This is a genomic window from Azospirillum brasilense, assembly GCF_001315015.1.
GTDB classification, from domain to species: Bacteria; Pseudomonadota; Alphaproteobacteria; order Azospirillales; family Azospirillaceae; genus Azospirillum; species Azospirillum brasilense.
Map to the genome: position 1 here is coordinate 909,180 of NZ_CP012914.1, position 19,988 is coordinate 929,167.

Annotated in this window: 17 protein-coding genes and 1 pseudogene; 15 read left to right on the top strand and 3 right to left on the bottom strand. The window is 68.2% G+C overall.

The window, feature by feature from the left end; translation table 11 throughout:
- Positions 1 to 112 precede the first annotated feature (112 nt).
- The 9 genes from AMK58_RS04115 to AMK58_RS04155 all read left to right on the top strand — a co-directional run bounded on the left by AMK58_RS04115 (position 113) and on the right by AMK58_RS04155 (position 9,708).
- Positions 113 to 547: a DUF3775 domain-containing protein gene (locus tag AMK58_RS04115; RefSeq protein WP_035675314.1), complete on the top strand. Its 435-nt coding sequence runs from the start codon at positions 113 to 115 to the stop codon at positions 545 to 547.
- On the top strand, positions 544 to 1,281 hold the full coding sequence (locus AMK58_RS04120; RefSeq protein ID WP_059398648.1) for an SRPBCC family protein: 738 nt from the start codon (positions 544 to 546) through the stop codon (positions 1,279 to 1,281). Before AMK58_RS04115 ends, AMK58_RS04120 begins: the two co-directional genes overlap by 4 nt.
- The gene (locus tag AMK58_RS04125) at positions 1,278 to 2,453 is read left to right on the top strand and encodes a zinc-dependent alcohol dehydrogenase (RefSeq protein WP_035675290.1); all 1,176 of its coding nucleotides are present in this window, start codon (positions 1,278 to 1,280) and stop codon (positions 2,451 to 2,453) included. Before AMK58_RS04120 ends, AMK58_RS04125 begins: the two co-directional genes overlap by 4 nt.
- Before the next feature lie 29 nt (positions 2,454 to 2,482).
- Positions 2,483 to 2,737: a hypothetical protein gene (locus tag AMK58_RS04130; RefSeq protein WP_035675287.1), complete on the top strand. Its 255-nt coding sequence runs from the start codon at positions 2,483 to 2,485 to the stop codon at positions 2,735 to 2,737.
- A gap of 193 nt (positions 2,738 to 2,930) precedes the next feature.
- Entirely contained in the window at positions 2,931 to 4,904 is a 1,974-nt protein-coding gene (gene treZ / locus AMK58_RS04135; protein WP_236778171.1) for a malto-oligosyltrehalose trehalohydrolase, read from the top strand.
- Positions 4,897 to 6,957, top strand: a complete 2,061-nt coding sequence (locus AMK58_RS04140) for an amylo-alpha-1,6-glucosidase (RefSeq protein ID WP_035675286.1) — start codon at positions 4,897 to 4,899, stop codon at positions 6,955 to 6,957. The genes treZ and AMK58_RS04140 overlap by 8 nt, the downstream gene beginning before the upstream one ends.
- 260 nt (positions 6,958 to 7,217) lie before the next feature.
- Positions 7,218 to 8,393 (top strand): sensor histidine kinase, encoded by a 1,176-nt coding sequence (locus tag AMK58_RS04145; protein ID WP_035675284.1) that lies wholly within the window; start codon positions 7,218 to 7,220, stop codon positions 8,391 to 8,393.
- A 637-nt stretch (positions 8,394 to 9,030) separates the two neighbouring features.
- Entirely contained in the window at positions 9,031 to 9,240 is a 210-nt protein-coding gene (locus tag AMK58_RS30295) for a hypothetical protein (protein ID WP_137165187.1), read from the top strand.
- 72 nt (positions 9,241 to 9,312) lie between these two features.
- Positions 9,313 to 9,708, top strand: coding sequence for a hypothetical protein (locus AMK58_RS04155; protein WP_236778172.1), 396 nt, complete (start codon positions 9,313 to 9,315; stop codon positions 9,706 to 9,708).
- 33 nt (positions 9,709 to 9,741) lie between these two features.
- Here AMK58_RS04155 and AMK58_RS04160 read toward each other — a convergent pair whose 3' ends face one another.
- Positions 9,742 to 11,070 carry a polysaccharide deacetylase family protein gene (locus tag AMK58_RS04160; RefSeq protein WP_059398649.1) on the bottom strand — a complete coding sequence of 443 codons (1,329 nt, stop codon included), beginning with the start codon at positions 11,068 to 11,070 and terminating at the stop codon, positions 9,742 to 9,744.
- A gap of 223 nt (positions 11,071 to 11,293) precedes the next feature.
- Between AMK58_RS04160 and AMK58_RS04165 the strand changes: the two genes are divergently transcribed.
- Positions 11,294 to 11,587: a DUF2934 domain-containing protein gene (locus AMK58_RS04165; protein WP_035675277.1), complete on the top strand. Its 294-nt coding sequence runs from the start codon at positions 11,294 to 11,296 to the stop codon at positions 11,585 to 11,587.
- Positions 11,588 to 11,639: 52 nt separating this feature from the next.
- Positions 11,640 to 12,224: an HPF/RaiA family ribosome-associated protein gene (locus AMK58_RS04170; protein ID WP_051140328.1), complete on the top strand. Its 585-nt coding sequence runs from the start codon at positions 11,640 to 11,642 to the stop codon at positions 12,222 to 12,224.
- 71 nt (positions 12,225 to 12,295) lie between these two features.
- Here AMK58_RS04170 and AMK58_RS04175 read toward each other — a convergent pair whose 3' ends face one another.
- Positions 12,296 to 13,528 carry a L,D-transpeptidase family protein gene (locus AMK58_RS04175; RefSeq protein ID WP_059398650.1) on the bottom strand — a complete coding sequence of 411 codons (1,233 nt, stop codon included), beginning with the start codon at positions 13,526 to 13,528 and terminating at the stop codon, positions 12,296 to 12,298.
- Positions 13,529 to 13,860: 332 nt separating this feature from the next.
- Here AMK58_RS04175 and mepK point away from each other — a divergent pair, with 332 nt between their 5' ends.
- Positions 13,861 to 14,457 (top strand): peptidoglycan L,D-endopeptidase MepK, encoded by a 597-nt coding sequence (gene mepK, locus AMK58_RS04180; protein ID WP_051140327.1) that lies wholly within the window; start codon positions 13,861 to 13,863, stop codon positions 14,455 to 14,457.
- A gap of 173 nt (positions 14,458 to 14,630) precedes the next feature.
- Positions 14,631 to 15,806 carry a baeRF3 domain-containing protein gene (locus AMK58_RS04185; RefSeq protein ID WP_035675274.1) on the top strand — a complete coding sequence of 392 codons (1,176 nt, stop codon included), beginning with the start codon at positions 14,631 to 14,633 and terminating at the stop codon, positions 15,804 to 15,806.
- 538 nt (positions 15,807 to 16,344) lie between these two features.
- On the opposite strand, the pseudogene AMK58_RS30300 reads toward AMK58_RS04185, so the two are convergent.
- A pseudogene (locus AMK58_RS30300) lies at positions 16,345 to 16,596 on the bottom strand (helix-turn-helix domain-containing protein); the annotation flags it as partial.
- A gap of 505 nt (positions 16,597 to 17,101) precedes the next feature.
- On the opposite strand from AMK58_RS30300, the gene AMK58_RS04195 reads away from it, so the two are divergent.
- Both AMK58_RS04195 and AMK58_RS04200 read left to right on the top strand, forming a co-directional pair.
- Positions 17,102 to 19,537 (top strand): methyl-accepting chemotaxis protein, encoded by a 2,436-nt coding sequence (locus tag AMK58_RS04195; RefSeq protein ID WP_059398651.1) that lies wholly within the window; start codon positions 17,102 to 17,104, stop codon positions 19,535 to 19,537.
- Between the two features lie 90 nt (positions 19,538 to 19,627).
- On the top strand, positions 19,628 to 19,972 hold the full coding sequence (locus tag AMK58_RS04200; protein WP_059398652.1) for a hypothetical protein: 345 nt from the start codon (positions 19,628 to 19,630) through the stop codon (positions 19,970 to 19,972).
- Positions 19,973 to 19,988 lie beyond the last annotated feature (16 nt).

Genomic DNA, 19,988 nt, shown 5'->3' on the forward strand with positions numbered 1-19,988 from the left:
CCGTCTCCGGTTGTGCCGAGAGGCGGTCCGCGACACGGGCCGCATTCCGGCGCCTCCCCAGCCCGGCTGTTGGCGTCGGGCAAAGCCGTGCAACTGAAAAGAAGTGCGACACATGCTCAAACAGATTTCGGTCGATACCGTGAAGCAGGCCGCCGACCTCGCGTACGAGGCCGTGGCCGACCGCCAGCGTTTCCTCGCGGGAATGCGCAACATCGACCTCGGGGAGCAGACCAGCGAACGCGGTTCGCGGAACCCGACCGATCTCGACGCCCTCAGCATCCTGTCTTCCGACGCCAGTGGAGCGTTGAGCCAGTTGAACCAGATGCTGGAGGACCTGACCCCCGAACAGCGGATGGAACTGCGCGCCGTTATGTTCGTCGGGCGTGGCGATTTCGCCGGAAACCAGTGGGACCGCGCGCTGGACGAGGCCGGGCGGGCCCCGGACGCCACCCACTACACCGACATCGCGGAGCGCATCGACCTGCACCGCGACCTGATGAAGGGGCTGTACGAACTGGACCTGCTGAAAAAGAAGGACGGGCAATGACCAGGGGCCGGGACGGCGGGCGGCGCCCGGAGGGCTCCGCCGGGACGCTCGAACGCTGGGCCGCCATCCTCGGCGGCACGGCGCTGGGCTTCGCCGGAGCGCGGCGGGGAAGCTGGGCGCTGGCCGCGCTCGGCGGCGGGCTGTTCCTCGCCGGGGCGGCGGGGGTTCCGCTGTCCAGCCCGCTGCGGCAGGCCGCGCTGCCGGCGCTGCGCCGGGAGCCGACGATTACCCAGGCGAACGTCACCATCGCGGTCCCGGCCGACAAGCTGTTCCGCCACTGGCGCAACGTCCGCCATCTGGCGGCGCTGTTCCCCCACCTCGACGCCGTGGAGATCCTGTCCGACACGGAGAGCCGCTGGAAGGCCCATGGCCCCGGCGGCGTTCCGGTGGTCTGGAACAGCCGGCTCGACAAGGTCCGGGAGAACGAACTCATCACCTGGCACACGCTGGAGGGGGCCGACCTGCCGCATCGCGGCACCGTCCTGTTCCGTCCGGCGCCGGGTGGGCGCGGGACGGAGGTCAGCCTGACGCTGGCCTACCATCCGCCGGGCGGCACCGGCGGCAACGCCGTGTCCCGCCTGTTCGGCGCCGCGCCGGAGCAACAGGCGCGCGAGGCGCTGCGCCGCCTGAAGCGGATCATGGAGGTCGGCGAGCTTCCCACCATCAAGGGCCAGCCGAGCGGGCGGGCCGAGCGGGGCGGGGCCGACGCACGATTGCGGGAGGTGACGGGATGAGAGCGCTCTGCTGGAACGGCGTGAACGACCTGCGGGTGGAGCGGGTGCCGGACCCCACGATCCTCGCCCCGCAGGACGCGATCATCAAGGTCGGCCTGTCCTCGGTCTGCGGGTCGGACCTGCATCTGATCGGCGGCTACGTCCCCACCATGCGGGCCGGCGACATCATCGGCCATGAATTCCTGGGCGAGGTGGTCGAGAAGGGGCCGGAGGTGACGCGGCTGAACCGTGGCGACCGGGTCATCACCGTGTCGATCATCGGCTGCGGCAAATGCTGGCATTGCGAGCACGAGGAGTTCTCGCTCTGCGACAACTCCAACCCGCAGCCGGCCTTCGAGGAGATGGCCTACGGGCACTGCACCGCCGGCATCTTCGGCTACAGCCACGCCTTCGGCGGCTACGCCGGAAGCCACGCCGAATACATCCGCGTCCCCTTCGCCGACACCAACTGCTTCCGCGTGCCGGAGGGGGTGACGGACGAGCAGGCGGTGTTCGTCTCCGACGCCGTGCCGACCGGCTACATGGCCGCCGACATGGGCAACATCAAGCCGGGCGACGTGGTGGCCGTCTGGGGCTGCGGCGGCGTCGGCCAGATGGCGATGAAGAGCGCCTTCCTGATGGGGGCGGAGCGGGTGATCGGCATCGACCGCTTTCCGGACCGGCTGCGCGCCGCCCAGATGAAGGCGGGGGCGGAGACGCTGGATTACAGCCGCGTCGACATTTACGACGCCCTGCTGGCGATGACCGGCGGGCGCGGGCCGGACGTCTGCATCGACGCGGTGGGCATGGAAGCGGACAGCGGCGCCTCGGCGATCGAGGATCTCTACGACCGCGGCAAGCAGGTCCTGCGGCTGGAGAGCGACCGGCCCGCCGTCCTGCGCCAGATGATCCAGTGCTGCCGCAAGGGCGGCACCCTGTCCATCGTCGGCGTCTATGGCGGCCTCATCGACAAGTTCCCGATGGGGGCGGCGATGAACAAGGCGCTGACCTTCCGCATGGGGCAGCAGCACGGCCAGCGCTACGTCAAGCGCCTGTTCGAGCACATCGAGAAGGGCGATCTCGATCCCGCCTACCTGCTGACCCACAAATGGGCGTTGGACGACGCGCCCCAGGGCTACCGCATGTTCAAGGAGAAGGCCGACGACTGCATGCGGGTCGTCTTCGCGCCTTGACGGCGGGCCAGAGTGAAGGGTGGAAGGCCATGAAGATCGTCTACGCCTACCCGGCGGAGAAGGGGCGCGGTGTCGAGGCGGAGATCGTCGGGGGCTTGCGCGACCGCTGCGGCCATGTCGTCCAGACCGCACGCGAGGAACGCGACGCGGAGCGTGGCGGCGCCGTCGATGTCATCGTCACGCTGGAGTTGGACGATTCCCAGCGGGATACCGCCCTCAACCGGCTGCGCGCCCACCCTGCGGTGATCGACGCTGCGGCGGAGAGCTTCGGGGAGCGGGTGTAAGCCTCGTGCAACGGCGGCGGGATGGTCTCCCACGGAGTCGCCCGAGGGGCGGGTGACCAAGACCGCGCACAACATCTCGTGGCGCTCCCCTCGGTGACGCCGAAGATGTTCGCCATCACCCTTATCGTTCATGGGACGAAGCCGGTCGGCGCCTGTTGGGGCGATGGTCGAAACAGTGCGGTGGAAACGTCCCGTGTCGAGTCCTCCCGATGCAGCGCACACCGGCGGTTCGGCCTTCGCCGTCCGCCGTTGCCCCATAGGCGTCGAACCGGCGCCCGGCGACCGGGTGCTGGCGCGGGTCTGGGCGCCCGCCTGCCGCAACGTCCGCTTGCTGGTCGGGCCGGAGGAGCGCGCGCTGGCGCTGGACGCGGAGGGGGACGGCTATTTCTCTGCGATGGTCGAAGGGGTGCCGGTGGGCAGCCTCTACCGGTTCCAGCTCGACGACGGCCCGGCCTTCCCCGACCCGGCGTCCCGCTTCCAGCCCGACGGGCCGGAGGGGCCGTCGCAGGTGGTGGATGCGTCCGCCTTCGCCTGGACCGACGCCGGCTGGACGGGGTGCGGCCTGCGCGGGCAGGTGGTCTATGAGATGCACATCGGCACTTTCACACCGGAGGGAACCTGGGCGGCGGCGGCGCGCGAACTGCCAAGTCTGGCGGAGCTCGGGGTGACGGTTCTCGAACTGATGCCGGTGGCCGAGTTTCCCGGCCGCTTCGGCTGGGGCTACGACGGGGTGGACCTGTTCGCCCCGACCCGGCTCTACGGCGGACCGGACGACATGCGGCGCTTCGTGGACCGCGCCCACGTCCTGGGCCTCGCGGTGATCCTCGACGTGGTCTACAACCATTTCGGCCCCAGCGGGAACTTCCTGTCCCGCTTCTCCCCGGACTACTTCACCACCCGCTACAAGAACGAGTGGGGGGACGCGCTCAACTTTGACGGCCCGAACTGCGGCCCGGTGCGGGAGTTCTTCCGGGCGAACGCCGCCTTCTGGGTCGACGAGTATCATCTGGACGGGCTGCGGCTGGACGCCACCCAGCAGATATTCGACCGCTCCACCCCGCACATCATCCAGGAGTTCGGACAGGCTGTCCGTCAGGCGGCGCGCGGGCGCGGCACCTTGCTGATCGGGGAGAACGAACCCCAGCTGGCCACCATGGCCACACCGGTGGAGCGGGGCGGTTGCGGGCTCGACGCCCTGTGGAACGACGATTTCCACCATACGGCCCGGGTCGCGCTGACCGGGCGGAACGAGGCTTACTACACCGATTACCGCGGCACGCCGCAGGAACTCCTGTCGGCCACCAAGCACGGTTTCCTCTACCAGGGGCAATGGTACCGCTGGCAGGGCAAGCGGCGGGGCTTGCCGGCTTACGGGTTGCCGCGCCCGGCCTTCGTCACCTTCCTCCAGAACCACGACCAGATCGCCAACTCGGGCCGCGGCCAGCGGATCCACGCCCTGACCACGCCGGGGCGCTTCCGGGCGCTGACCGCGCTGACGCTGCTGGGTCCCGGCACGCCGATGCTGTTCCAGGGGCAGGAGTTCGCGGCCAGCGCGCCCTTCCACTACTTCGCCGACCACGAACCCGATCTGGCCGCCAAGGTGGAGGCGGGACGGGCGGAGTTCCTGTCCCAATTTCCCAGCCTCGCCACCCCCGCCATGCGCGCCCATCTGACGCTCCCGCAGGACGAGGAGACTTTCCGGGGCTGCAAGCTCGACCACGCGGAACGGGAGACCCACGCCGAGGTCTGGGCGCTGCACCGCGACCTTCTGCGCCTGCGCCGCGAGGACCCGGTGTTCCGCGCGCAGGGTGACGGCGGGCTGGACGGCGCCGTGCTGGGCGAAGAGGCGTTCGTCCTGCGCTTCTTCGGGTCGAAGGAGGGCGGGGCGGGGGACGACCGGCTGCTGCTGGTCAATCTGGGCCGCGACCTGCGGCTGGACATCCTGCCGGAACCGCTGCTGGCTCCGCCGGTTGGCAGGGACTGGACGCCTTTGTGGTCCAGCGAGGACCCCCGCTACGGCGGCTGCGGCATCGCCCCGCTGGAATCCTCGGACGGCGGTTGGCGGCTTCCCGGCCATGCCACGGTCGTTCTGGCCGCCAAGGACGGAGTTCCGGACGAGGAACGGGGCGAAGACAACGGCGCGAGCGCTCAGGAGACCCATGGTTGATTTCATCCGCAAGATCACCCGCGACGCCCTGCGATCCGCGCCGGACGCCGCGCTGTCCCGCGAATGGCTGGTTGCCAACGGGCTGGGCGGCTACGCCTCCTCTTCCCTCTCGGGGGCGGTGACGCGGCGCTATCACGGGCTTCTGGTGGCGGCTTTGCCGGCGCCGCTGGGCCGGGTGGTGATGCTGAGCCAGCTCAACGACGTGCTGATCGAGCGCGACGGGACCGAGCGGCGGCTGACCGGCCACAACCCGCAGGCGGACCAGTGGCCCGACCCGAACTACCCGTCCGATGCCGCGCCCTCCGGCCTCGCCGAATTCCGCATGGAATCCGGGCTGCCGGTCTGGCGCTACGAGATCGGCGACGTGGTGATCGAAAAGCAGATCGTGCTGCCGCACCTGCAAAACATCGTCCATGTCACCTACCGGGTGGTGAAGGCGCCGCAGCCGATCTGCCTTCGGCTCCGCCCGGTGATGGCCTTCCGCAAACTGGAATCCGCGGTGGACGAGCCGTTGGCCCGCGACTACCGCGTCACCGCCCGCGGCCACGAGTATGAGATATGGGCCGGGCCGGAACTGCCGGTGCTGCGCATGACCATCGAGGGGGCGGAGCTTCCCCTGACGCTGGACGGCGGGGCGCGGCGCGACATCGTCTATCCGGTGGAGGCGGAGCGCGGCTACGAATCCCGCGGCTCGCTGTGGACGCCCGGTTATTTCAGCGGTCCCCTCAGCCAGGGCCAGACGCTGAGCTTCGTCGCGGCGACCGAGCCGTGGCAGCGGCTGTGGGCGCTGCCGCCCGCCGACGTCCTGCGCTTCGAGAAGGAGCGGCGGCGGCGCATCGTCGGGACGGCCCATCCGTCGCTGCGCGAGGGGGCGATGGCGGAGCTGGTGCTGTCGGCGGACAGCTTCCTGTTCGTGCCGGCGGGCCGCGTCGCCGACCAGATGCGCGCCCGCGCCGAGGGCGACGAGGTGCGCACGGTGATCGCCGGCTACCACTGGTTCACCGACTGGGGCCGCGACACCATGATCAGCCTGGAGGGGCTGACCCTGACCACCGGGCGCCACATGGAGGCCGGCTGGATCCTGCGCACCTTCGCGCACTACATCCGCGACGGGCTGATTCCCAACATGTTCCCCGACGGCAAGGACGAGGGGCTGTACCACACCGCCGACGCCACCCTGTGGTTCTTCCACGCGCTGAACCGCTACGTCCAGGCGACCGGGGACCGCCACACGCTGCAACTGCTGCTGCCGCGGCTGGTCGAGGTGATCGACCATCACCGGCGCGGCACCCGCTTCGGCATCGCCGTGGACCCCGGCGACGGGCTGCTGCGCCAGGGGCGGGAGGGCTACCAACTCACCTGGATGGACGCGAAGGTCGAGGACTGGGTGGTCACGCCGCGCCGGGGTAAGGCGGTGGAGATCAACGCGCTGTGGTACAACGCCCTGTGCCTGACCGCCGGCTGGCTGACCGAGGAGGGGGACACCCAGGCCGCCCGCCCGCTGGCGGAGTTGGCGGAGCAGGCCCGCGTTTCCTTCAACGCGCGCTTCTGGTGCGCCCACGCCGGGCACCTCTACGATGTGGTGGACGGGGAGCGGGGGGACGACGACGCCTGCCGGCCCAACCAGATCTTCGCCGTCTCGCTCGACAACCCGGTGCTCGACCGCGCCCGCTGGGAGCCGGTGGTCGAGACCGTGCGGCAGCGCCTGCTGACCCCGGTCGGGCTGCGCTCGCTGGCGCCGGGGCAGCGCGACTACAAGCCGAAATACTTCGGCGACCTGCGCGCCCGCGACGCCGCCTATCACCAAGGCACAGTGTGGGGTTGGCTGATCGGCCCCTACGTCGACTCATGGCTGAAACTGCACCCGGAGGACAAGGCGGGGGCGCGGGAGCTGCTCCAGGGCTTCCTGCCGCATCTGGACCAGGCGGGGATCGGGACCATCTCCGAGATCTTCGACGCCGAACCGCCCTTCAGCCCGCGCGGCTGCATCTCGCAGGCCTGGAGCGTGGCGGAAGTCCTGCGCTGCTGGGCGGCGACGGCGGAGGATCGCTGACGCCGGTCTTCCCAACACAACGCCTATGAAAAGCGTCATAAGAACTTAAGCAGAGAGGGTGCGAAGGCCGTTCGGTTACTGAACAGAAAGCGACGCTGTGGGAAAAGCGCGGATCGATGACGGCGCTATAACATTCGCGAAACCCACATTTTGTTGAAGGTTTCTGCCACCCGTGCCTATCATTGGTAGTGGGTCGAAAAGAAAACGGATGAACACACGGCCGTGTGACCGACCCGCACAGGATGAGGACGGGAGGGGTCATGCTGGCACTGCTGTCGAAGCCCACGCGCCCGGCGGTCGATTGGGACCGCTTGAGCCGACGGATTCTGGATCGGAGCGCGCAGGCCTGCTGGGTGGTGGATCGCGAACTGGTCACCGTCGGCGTCAACCCGGCGCTGTGCGCCTTGCTCGGCTACCGGGCCGGGGAATTGGTCGGAACCCATCTTCTGGCCTATGTGGCCGAGGAAAGCCGGAGCGTCCTGGAGCGGCAGGCGGCCATCCGCGACCTGACCCCGCACCGCAGCTACGACGTTACCCTCATCCGCTCCGACGGGATGCCGCTCCGCGTGATCTTCAACGACTCGTGGCTGGACGGCGACGCCGACTCGGACGATGGGCCGGCGCCGGGCTTCTGCATCTTCGTTACCGACATCGCCCGCCGCTTCGAGGAAGAGACGCAGCGCGCGCTGCGGGTGGACCAACTGGCGGACGCGGTCGCGCGCATGAACCGCTTCCTGGGGCAGATCTGCCAGGAGCTGAAGGACCCGCTGAGCGCCATCCTCGGCGCGACGCAGATGATCTCCTCCGACGTGGCGCTCCCCGACCCGGCAGGCGGCGGCTCGGCGGTGGGGAGCGCGCATCTTGGCGCCTATGCCGCGCTGTGCAGCGACGCCGGGCGGCAGATGATGCGGACCATCGAGAACCTGTCGCTGTGGTCCCGCCTGCAGTTGAATCAGGTGCCGCTCGATCTGCGGAGCTATGAGCTGGGCGGCCTGCTTCAGGACGTTCTGGAGGAACTGGCGCCGCGCGCCCGCGCCCGCGACATCCTGATCGTCAACCGCATCGTTGCCACCCCGGTGCTGGGCGACCTGTCCGCGCTGAGCACCGTGCTGAAGCATCTGGTCGAGAACGCGGTGCGCTTCTCCCCCTCGGGAAGCATGGTCATGCTGTCCGCCGCACTGGCGGATGGGCGGGTGACCGTGCGGGTCCAGGACAACGGGATGGGCATTCCGGAGGATCTGCAGCCCCATCTGTTCCGCATCGACCCGCACCACGCCGCCCCCGGTGCCGATGGGGAGGTGGGGAGCGGTCTCGGTCTGCTGATCTGCAAGGCTCTGGTCGAGCGCATGGGGGGCGGCATCCGCGTCTTCAGCAAGGCGGGCGGCGGAACCGCGGTCACCGTGACCCTGACCCGAGGGGTTTGCGCCGGATTGTAATACCGGCAAACGGATGGTCAGCCGAACCGTTTCCGCCGCCGGGGTGAGAGACGGCGGGATCGGGGTGCCCCATGCGGGGAATCCGAACATTCAGTTGTCAACAGGGCACAGACCCGCGCGAAATCGCCGCGCCGGGAGTCCGGCATCAGAATCCAATTGACAGGCGTGAGCGCTGCAACACCCCCTCAATTCTGGAAAGGCAATGCATTTCAATGGTTTGTGTGACATGCTCAAAATTTGGGCAAATCGCGCTATGGCCTTGTCGCGCTTGACTCGAATCGGGAAAAGCCGGCCCTTGTCAACACAGTTATCCACAGACTCTGTGGAGAGCCTAAGCGGGAGGTGAGGGAGCCGGCCCCCAGCCCATAACCTTTGGCGGGAGGCCCGTCCAATCAGAATAAGTACTTCAGATTTTAGGCTTCGCGCGTTTTTGTCGCTATAGTGGTCACGCCTCATCCTGCCGTATTGCTCCAAATCAACCGGCCCTGGATGAGCGACGACGGGAGGGGTGCCCATGCTGGATGTCTATGGGACGTCTTGCCCGGCGGCGCGTCCGCGATGGTCGTGGCACGCGGCGACCGGTGAGTTGCGGTTTCGGCGCGTGCAGGGATTTGCCGTTCCGGCGTTGGGGGCGTTGATGCTGTCCGCGTTGATCCTCCATCTGCTGCTGACCCTCGCCGCTCATTTGGGCGGGGCCGACATGGCGGGGGTGCTGGCGGTGGCGCTGGGCATGGTGGCGGTCCTTCTGGTCCTGCTTCCCTTTGCCCTGCTGTGCGTCCGGCGGGCGCAGGACGCTCTGGCCGCCGGATCGGAACGTCGCGGGAGAGCGGCTTCGCCGCAGGGTTGAAGCGCCGCCGGTCGGGGAAATCACGGTTGCCCCCTTTTGTAAGTCCGCGCATAAAGTGATGACGCCGTGGCGATGGACGGCGCTGTTCGGCGGGGGCTGTGCATGGGGTTGTTCGATTTTCTGAAGGTGACCGTCAAGGACGAGAAGAAGGCGGCACCGCGCCGTCCCAGCGCGTCCCCTGGCCCGTCGAACGTGATCGAGTTCGACGGCAAGAGCTTTCCCTTGGCCGGGGTCAGTCACAAGGGCTTCGTGGCGACCGGCTTCGATGGGTCCCTGATTCCCAGCCAGACCGCCCGCATCACGGTGCGGGTCGACGACGCCTGCGGCAAGTTCACCTTTGCCGCCACCGTGACCATCGAGGAGGTCAAGGGCGGATCGGTGTCCGGCGCCTGGAACATGCTGCCGCCGGAGGTTGAGGCGACCATCCGCAAGTATCTGCAGATCCGTAAGCAGAAGACCGGAAAGTAGTCGGGCTGGCCCGGCTCCGGCTGCCCGCGCGGCTCAATTGGCGGTGCGGAGGGCCGCGTCGCCGGTCTTCGCACCCGTCTTTAACCCGGCATTCACCCCGGCATTCACCAGGGTCGGGGCCATGGCCGTCGCCGGCGTGGCGATCTGGTGCATCCGCTCGATCCATTCCGACAGGGTGACGAACTCGCAGCCCTTTGCGCGCATCGCGGCAATCACGCGGGGCAGGGCATTGAGGGTGGACGGGTAGGTGGAGTGCAGCAGAAGCACGCTGCCGGTTCCCGCTTCGGTCTTCACATGCTGCACGATGCGGTCGGGGTCGCGGACCTGCCAGTCCCGGGTGTCCACGGTCCACAGGACCGGGCTCATGCTTTCCTCGCGGGCGATGGTCAGCAAATCGGGCGTGTAGCGCCCGTAGGGAGGGCGGAACAGCACCGGGTTGGCGCCGAACCCGCGCAGGATGCGGTTGGCCTCGGCAATCTCGTGCCGCTGGGCGTCGGGGGCCATGGCGCGCAGATCGGCGTGGGTCAGGCTGTGATTGCCGATCTCGTGCCCGGCGGCGAGGAAGTCGCGGATCACCTCGCCCTGGTTCTCGGCAACGCTGGCGACCGGAAAATAGGTTGCGGGAATCTTTTCGCGGTTCAGCACGTCCAGGATCTGGCGGGTGACCACCCGGTGCGGCCCGTCGTCGAAGGTGAGGGCGCAGAGGTTCCAGCCCTCTTCCTTCAGCGTCGCCGGCATGACGTCCAGCGCCGTATCGGGAATCACCGCGCCCAGCCGGCCCTTGCGGCGCCCGGACTTCTCGATGGCGGCCATGGTCCGGGCGGCTTCCGGCGGATAGGTGATGGCGATGTCCGGCTTGGCTTCGCCGCCGGAGCGGGCCGGGGCGGACTGGGCGCTGTCGACAGGTGCCCGCTCCGCCGGGGCCTTTTCCAAGGGGGCTTGGGATGGCGCGGGCAGGGGAGCGGCGTCAAGGACGAGGCAGCCGAACCCGGCACCGACCATGCGGCGGCACAGCGACGTCACGTCCAGCCCGATCGGCGTGGTGGCCCGCAGGGCGACGCCTTCGCCCTGGCGCCGCGCGTCGAGCGGTACGACCGCAGGGTTGAGCCCGTCCGCCAATTCGGGGGAGCGGCGGCGCAGACTGTCCCAAGCCCACCAGGCATCGCCTTCTCTTTGGAAAAGGCCAAGCTGCAGCAACGACGGACCATCCGCGGCCTGGGCGGCGGTGTTCGGAAGAGCGGTTACCACGCCCGCGGCCAGTGGCAGTGCGAACAGGAGGGAACGGAAGCGGCGCAGGGCCGTGGCGAGACGGCCCGTGAAGAAGCAGGACGTGAGGGAGCGTCCGTGGTCAGGCCGGTTCACGCGTTTATCCTCCGGGTCGTCGCTCCCGTCGAATACCACCCCTTCGGGATTAATTCAAACGGCGCAACCTCCGGCGGTTTCGATGCTCCGGCAAACCCTTAGGGAGGAACCTTCGCTGTTCCGGCACGGTTGACGGGAAGCGCGCCTGCTCCATGCCTCACCTCATCGGGGGTGTTCAAGGGCATGGCGGGCGTGGAACGAGAACCGAAAGGAGGCAGCCCGGATGGCGGATGATTTGGAAAGCCGGATCAGAGCGCGCGCTCACCAGATCTGGGAGCGTGAAGGCCGTCCGGAGGACCGCGCCGCGGATCATTGGACGCTGGCCCGCGAGGAAATCGCCATTGAGGACAATTACCGGGACACCTTGCGCCCGAATCCGGCCCGCGGCCCCGACGACACGGCCGAGCGGACCGAACCGGTGGAGCCCGTGCTGAGCATGGAAAACCAGGGCGAGATGCCGGGCATCGCCGACCAGGGCGAGGAGTTCCGCATTCCCGGCCAAAGCCGCGACATCTGAACGCGGCCCGCGTTGCGCCGCTTTCTCACGCCGTGCTTAAAGAGGATTCCCCATGGACACGAACCTGGAAATCGCCTTCCACAACATGGACTCCCAGCCGGAACTGGAGGCCTACATCCGCGAACGGGCGGAGAAGACGGAAAAGCTGTTCGACCGGCTGGTCGGCATGCGGGTCGCCGTGGAAGCCCAGCACCGCCAGCATAAGACCGGCAACGTCTTCGACGTCCATATCGAGCTGATGGTGCCGGGCCAGGACATCGTGGTCAGCCGCAAGCCGAACAAGGCGAAGGAACGCTACGCCAATCCCGACGCCCGCACCTCGATCCGCGACGCCTTCGAAGCCGCGGAGCGGCAACTGAAGGAATACAAGGACAAGATGCGCCGCGATGTGAAGGTCCATGATCCGGAACAGCCGGGCCGTGTCTCGCAGATCAACCCGACCGAGGACCACGGATTCATCACGACCAACACCGGGACACAGCTCTATTTCCACCGGAACAGCTGTCTGAACGTGGACTTGGACCAGCTCAAGACCGGCGATCCGGTGAAATATGTGGAAGCCACGGGCGACACCGGCCCGACCGCCGCCAAGGTCTGGCGCGCCTCCGGGTCCGACACCGAGTTGCGGGCCACCTGACGACAAGGCCTCTGCGGAGAAAGCCCCTGCCGATTGGCGGGGGCTTTTTCTTTGGGAGCTTTGTCGTTGGGCTAGGCTCTCTGGGCCGGGGGCATCGGGTCCGCCGAGGTCGGACCGGTCGGGTCCGGCATCGCGGCGGGGACGGGGTCCTCGTTCAGGTCGTAGATGTCCGGATGCAGGCGGACGGCGTCGCGGTCGTCCACCGTCGCGGTCCAATAGACGAAGCGCACCGGCACCGGCTGGGTCAGCTTGATCCACTGCGGCTCCTGCCGGTCCAGCATGCGGTCCAGCCGCGCCGTGGACACATGCTCGGTCTCCAGCAGCGCCTCGGCCATGCCGCGGGCGTCCTCCAGCCGCACGCAGCCGGAACTGACGGTGCGGATCTCGCGGTCGAACAGCCTCGGCTCATTGGTCCCGTGCAGATAGATGTTGTAGGGGTTGGTCATGTTGAACCGGTACCGGCCCAGCGCGTTGTGGTCGCCCGGCTGCTGGACGATCCGCACGCGGCGCGGCGAGACGTTGCGCCAGTCCACGACGGCCGGCTCCACCGGGGCGCCGTCCAGATAGACCACCGCGTTCGCAATGCCCGGCGTGCCCTTGGACCGCAGCAGGGGCAGCTTGTCTTCCTTCAGGACGGTGGGGGGCACGGTCCAGGTCGGGTTGACGATGACGTGGGTGATCTGGTCCTGGAGCAGCGGCGTCTCGCGCGACGGGCGTCCGACGATCGAGCGCATGGTCAGCGCCTCCTCCCCGTCGCGGACCAGCGTGGTGGTTTGGCTGGGCAGATTCACCAGGATCACGGTGTCTGGAGCGGTGTCGCGGAAGGCGCGCATGGACAGCGCGCTGCGCCGCATCTGGGCGGCCGCCTCCTGCGGGCTGCGGTCCAGCGCCACCCGCGTTCCGCCGCCGACCAGCCCATCCACCTTCATGCGCTGGCTGAACTGGAAGGCGCGCACCGCGGTGTCCACCTCCTCGTCGTAAAGATCGCCCCGGCGCAGCCGGTCGAGGAAACCCAGTTCGGCCAAACGCTGCGTCAGCCGCTCCACGCGTTCGCCGCTGCTGCCCTTCTTGAGAAGCGGGCCGGACCCGATGCGGGTGATGGAACGTTCCGGTTCCGCCTCCAGCACCGTGGCGACGGCGTCCAGCCGGTCGGCCCAGCCGGTCAGCGTGTCGCGGTAGGGGGCCGCCTCGGCGGCGGCCTGGGTGGCGGCCGTGCCGGCGATCACGGACAGCGCCAGCGTCAGCGCGGCCAGGACCGGCGCCGGCCGGTGTCGTTGGTCGGGAAGCGTCTGGGATGTGTGCATGATCCGTCCTCGTCTGGCAGGAGGTCCGATCCCCCGTCCTTTCTATCGAATGTAGTACGTGAGGCCCCGTCCGGCGAGGCGGCGAGGCGAATCCAAAGGGTCGGGAAATCGGCGTACGGCCTCCGGCCAGGGAGCAACCATTGCGGGTGGGGGCGCTGGAGGCCGATTTGTGACCGATTCGGGCCATTTTCGGGTTGATCCCGGTCAAGCCCTAGCCTATAGGGAATAGTCGTTCGCTATGACCATACTGATTTTGGTCTTATTCGGACAATCCATAGGGGGCGCCCGGCGCTGGAACGGTGCGGCCCGATCACCAAAATGCATAGGGAGTGATGCTTTTGGGGAATGACGACCGTGCCGCGCCGATGAATGGGCGCGAGACCGGCCGCCGTGGGTTTCTGACCTTCGCCGCCGCCGCTCTGACCGCTTTGGCCGTTCCGGCCCTGGTGCCTGCCGCACCGGCCCTCGCGGCCCCCTTGGCCGGCGGCGTCCGCCGCCTGACCCTGCACAACATCAACACCAACGAACAGTTCAGCGGAGTCTATTGGGCCGATGGTGCCTATCGACCGGACGCTCTGAAAAAGCTGGACGTGCTGCTGCGCGATCATCGGGCCAAGCAGGTCGGCCGCTACGATCCGCGCCTGTTCGACGTGCTGGCCCGCCTGCACCAGACGCTGGACAGCGACGAGCCCTTCCGGGTCATCTGCGGCTACCGCTCGCGCCGCACCAACGCCATGGCCCGCCGCCGCTCGCGCGGGGTGGCGAAGGAAAGCTACCACACCCGCGGCATGGCCATCGACGTGATGCTGCCGGATGTCGAGTTGAAGGCGATCGCCACCGCAGCCCGCAGCATGGAGGCCGGGGGCGTCGGCTATTACCCGCGCAGCGGCTTCGTGCACATCGACACCGGGCCGGTCCGCACCTGGTGACCTTAAGACCCCTTGTGCGGTGAGGGCATGGTCACGGGCGTCATAGGCTGACTTGCCGTACGCCCTGTTCCGGGCGCCTGCCCAGTCGATAGGCACCCCGGAACCATGGCCCGGCGCACCGGTTGCTCCAATCGGAATTCCCCGAACGAGCAACACGGAGGGCGACGAAGGCGATGTTCTGCAAACACGATCTGGAACGACTCCTGACCGTCGATGCCGCCCCGGCGGTGTCCATCTTCCTGCCCACCCACATCGCCGGGCGCGACATCCGCCAAGACGTGATCCGGCTGCGCAACCTGCTCACCAAGGCCCAGGACCAACTGTGCGAGAAGCACGGCCTGCGCCGGCCCGACGCCGAGGCCTTCCTCAAGCCGGCCTCCGATCTGCTGGAGCAGAACGAGTTCTGGCGCCACATGGACCGTGGTCTGGCGATTTTCCTGGCCAAGGGCGTGTCGGCCATTCACCGTGTGCCCGTCGAACTGCCGGAGGAGGTGGTCGTCAACTCCCGTTTCACTCTGCGGCCGCTGCTGCCGCTGCTGGCGGACGACGGGGCCTTCATGATCTTGGCCGTCACCGCCGGGCGGGCCCGCCTGTTCTGCGCCACGCGGCACGGCATCGCGGAGGAGGATGCCGGCCTGCCGCAGGGTGTTGCGGAAATCCATGCCGAAACCAATTACGAGAACAATCTGCATTCCGCCCCGCCGGCCCGCCACGCCGACCGCACGGACCGCGGCGGCGTGTCGATGGTCAAGACGCACAACTTCGGCGAAGACCCCGAGGAACTGCGCAAGGCCCATCTCATCGAGTATCTCGGGCGGGTCGCCGACCGCGTGCGCGGTCACCTGAAGCCCTTCCGCGGTCCGCTGGTTCTGGTGGCCGACGAGGAGATCCAGGGGCATTTGCGCAAGGATGCGCATCTTCAGGGCATGCTTGAGGATGGGGTCGTGACGAACCCCGACGCGCTGGAGATCGACGACCTGCATCGCCGCTCCTATGCGGTGGTCCGGCCGATGTTCGAGTCGACCCGGCGGACGGCGGTGGAACGGTTCAACGCCCTTTACGGCGACCGCAACATGGCGGAGCGGACGACGACGCGGGCCGAGGACGTGATGGTGGCGGCACGCGAGGGGCGGGTCGGGGTCCTTCTGGTGGCCGAGAAGGACAAGGTCTGGGGGCATTTCCGGGAGGACTATCACCGGGCCTTCCCGTTGCACCATGAAACGGACGGCGCCATCGACCTCGTCGAGGAGGCTGCCACCGAAACGCTGCTGCGCGGTGGAGAGGTGCATGTGGTGACCAAGGCGGAATTGCCGTCGGGGGCCTCGACCGCAGCGATCCTGCGCTTCTGATTCTGAGGTCCTGAAGTTTTCCGGCAGACGGGGTGGCGTCCGGTGGCGCCGCCCCGTTCTCGTTCCACCGTCAGGTGGGTGCCTTGCTGGGTTTGCCGGTGGGCGCCTTCCCCGCGCGGTAGATGTCCGCCGGGTCCCAGACGGCACCGTGACGCCGCCGTTTGCCGCCGGTTGCCGTCTCGGCCTTGGCGCGGGGCTTGACGGTGGCCTTCAGAATCGCCTTGCCGACCGGCACCGCCGGGACGGTCTTCGGCGACACCGGGGCCGTCAGTATGATCCCCTCTCGCGCAAAAGCCATTGTCGGTATGGCGGCTGAGGACGCGGCGTCTGTTGGCCTGCCATCGTCCTCTTCCCGTGTGTCATGCAGATGGGGAGACAAGCAGCTCAGGAGCGATAGAAGCTCGTCGCCCACGCCCTCGGGGGCCGCCCGCCACAAGCGAAGCATGCGCGCCTCACGGCGGCTGATCGAACTGTCGCTGAGCCTGGTGTTGTCCGGTGCGGTCGTTTTTCCGACGGGGGCCTGCGGGTCGTCGTAGCAATCGAAGAAGAAGCTGACGGGGACATCAAGTACCTGTCCCAGGCGATAAAGCGTTCCCGCGGAAATGCGATTGGAGCCTCGCTCGTACTTCTGGACCTGCTGGAACGTCAGGCCGATGGCTTCGCCCAACCTCTCCTGGCTCATGCCCAGCAAGGTGCGGCGCATGCGCACACGCTGTCCGACATGAGCGTCAACCGACCAGGACTCAGGCGATCCGCGTCGCCCTCTTTTGCGTACCGCAGGTTCGCTCATGGACGCGGGACTCCAATGCTTGCGAATAAATATGTAGGATTTGAGAATGTCGTTAGGATTGTTCACACAGAACTTTCCATCAGGCAAGCGGAATCTCTGAAATTACTGCGCTGATGCCATGACTTGGACAGGCATAGCGGCATATGGACTCTCTGGCACCCTTGCGGCTCCAGGATACTGAAAACGCTGATTGCGGTGTTTTGCCGGTGACGCGCGTGCCGGTTGCGCGGCCGATGGTGGTGGCGGTTGGGAAACAAACAGAGGGAAACCGGGCGCTGACCGTGCTGAACATATCGAATTGTGGTGATTTCGAGCCTGCCGGTTGGTGTGGAAACACTTTGATAATCAAATTCGGATAGGTCGCATGGGATAAAGTTCGCGCCACAGGCAGCGCCGGACCGACGGCATCGGGCCGGCGCTGCCGGTCGGTGGCCGATAGGTCGGCGACGGCGGTTGGCGGCGACGCTCCTCTGCGTCGTCGGATCGCATGCAAAGGATCAGGTCGATGCAGACAAGCAGTCTGGCGGGACGCTTCAAGGTCGGAACCCGCATTTACTTCGGTTTCCTCGTGGTTCTGCTGTTGCTGGCGGTGGTGGTCGCCATCGGCGTCCGGGGCCTTGGGGTTGCGCGGGACGGCTTCGAATCCTACGCGGCGGTGAGCAACCACTCGATCCAGGTCAGCTCCATCGATGCGCAGGTCGCCCAGATGCGCCGCCTCGCTCTGACCTTCAACACGTTCGGCGACCCGAAGGTGGCGGACCAGGTGCGCGCCGTCCAGGCGACCCTGGTCAAGGATCTGCGGAGCGCCTTGGACGGAACGACCGGTGAGCGCCGCGCCCTGCTGGAGCGGATGAACCAGGTCTTCGCCAGCTACGTGACCGACTTCAACACGCTGGCGGAGCTTCGCCTGCGCCGCGACCGCCTCTACGCCGAGCAGCTCGTCCCGGCGGGCGAGAAGGCGCGCGAGACCGTGTCGCAGCTCGTCTCCACCCTGATCGCCGACGGCGAGCACGAGGCGGCGGCCAACGCCGCCCTCGCGCAGGAGCAGCTGCTGATGGCGCGGCTGGCCGCATCGCGCTTCTTCACCAGCCCGAACGAGTCGATCATCACCGAGGTGTCGGCCCGCGACGACGCCTTCGGCGAGGCCATCCGCCGGGCGACCGAGCGGCTGAACAACCCGGCGCGCCGGGCCGCGGCGCTGGCCGCTGACCAGCTCTCCGACCGCTACGTCTCGCTGTTCCGCGAAACCGCCGCCGTCATGCTGGAAAACACCCGGCTGGTCGACGTGATGGGCGCCCGCGGCGTCGAATTCGCCGACCTCTCCGACCGCACCGTCGCGATCGAAGGCAAGGACCGCGACGGCGTGCTGGCCGAAACCACCGGCAGCATGGACCGCACCCTGTCGGCCAACGTGACAATCGCGGCCGGGGCCTTCCTGTTCGGCCTGCTGCTGGCCTGGGCGGTGGCGCGGTCCATCGTGAAGCCGGTCGTGTCGATGACCGAGACGATGACCAACCTCGCCGGCGGCGACCTGACGGTGACCATCCCGGCCCTGGCCAACCGCGACGAGATTGGGCGGATGGCGCAGGCGGTTCAGGTGTTCAAGGACAACGCCATCCAGAAGAAGGCGATGGACGAGGCCGAGCGCGAGCGCCTTGAAGCCGAACGCCGCGCCGACGAGGCGCAACGCGCCCGCGAGACGGCGATCGGCGAGGAGATCGCCGCGCTGATCGACGGCGTGTCGAAGGGCGACCTGTCGCGCCGCCTCGATCTGTCCGGCAAGGACGGCTTCTATCGAACGATGTCGGAGGGCATCAACCGCCTGACCGACACGGTGGAGGCGGTCATCGCCGACCTCGGCGCGGTGCTCAGCGCGCTCGCCCAGGGCGACCTCAACAAGCGGGTGGAGCGCGACTACCAGGGCGCCTTCCAGACGCTGAAGACCGACGTCAACACCACCTCGGCCAAGCTGTCGGAGATCGTCGGCCAGATCCTGCGCGCCACCGACGCGATTTCCGGCGCCGCGTCCGAAGTTTCGCTGGGGTCGAGCGACCTCGCGGAGCGGACGGAGCAGCAGGCCTCCTCGCTGGAGGAGACGGCGGCGAGCATGGAGGAACTGGGCGCCACGGTGCGCTCCAACGCCGACAACGCCCAGCGCGCCAACGGCATGGCTGCCGACGCCCGCACCGCCGCGGAGTCTGGCGGGACGGTGGCGGACTCGGCCATCGACGCGATGAAGCGCATCGAGGCGTCGAGCCGCAAGATCACCGACATCATCGGGGTGATCGACGAGATCGCCTTCCAGACCAACCTGCTGGCGCTGAACGCGGCGGTCGAGGCGGCGCGGGCCGGCGACGCCGGGCGCGGCTTCGCGGTGGTGGCCCAGGAGGTGCGCAACCTTGCCCAGCGCTCCGCCCAGGCGTCCAAGGAGATCAAGGGCCTGATCCTCGACAGCGACAGCCAGGTGAAGGACGGGGTGGAGCTGGTCAAAAAGGCCGGCGACGCGCTGGAGGGCATCGTGTCGGGCGTCCAGCAGGTCGCCGGGCTGATCGCCGAGATGGCCTCGGCGTCGAGCGAGCAGGCGGCGGCGCTCGACGAGATCAACGCCACCGTCTCGCAGATGGACGAGATGACCCAGAAGAACGCTGCGCTCGTCGAGGAAACCACCGCCGCTGCGCAGTCGCTCGCCAACCAGGCGACGGACCTGCGGTCGTTGGTCAGCTTCTTCAAGCTGGACGCCGCGGCCTTCATGGCGGCTCCCGCCGGTCATCAAGGCGGCGGGGCTCCGGCTCTGCGGCGCAGCATTGCCCCGACCAAGCCGGCGCCAGCCAAGCCCGCCGCTCGCAAGGCGGCGCCTCCGGCCCGTCCGGCGGCGGGCAAGGCGGCTTCGGCGACCCTCCAGCGCGCTTCCGCCGACGAGGACGATTGGAAGGAGTTCTGACCGGGTCGCGCTGAAAAAAGCGTGCGATGAAAAAGGCGGCGCGGACGTTTGTCAGGGAAGGCCATCACACCAACCAGGAGTGACGAACCCATGACCGCGCGCCGCCTCAACTTCATGAAAATCATGGTGCCCCTGGTTCTTGCCAGCGCCCTGTGGGCGGGGCCGGTAGGGGCCGCCGAAACGCCGCCCCCACCCGGCGCCGCGCCTCCTCCCGGCGCGCCCTCCACGCCGGGCGAACAGGCCCGCCAGGGTGTGGAGCTGCTGATGAAGGCTCTGGAGGGGTGGGTGCGGCAGGTGCCGATGTTCGCTCCTCCCGAAGTCACGCCGGAGGGCGACATCGTGATCCGCCGGCTCGACCGCTCCCGTCCCGCACCGGCCGAACCTGCACCGCCGAAGTCCGAACCCCCGGTGCCGAATGCGCCGACCGACTTGTAGGGCGGCGGCAAAGCCC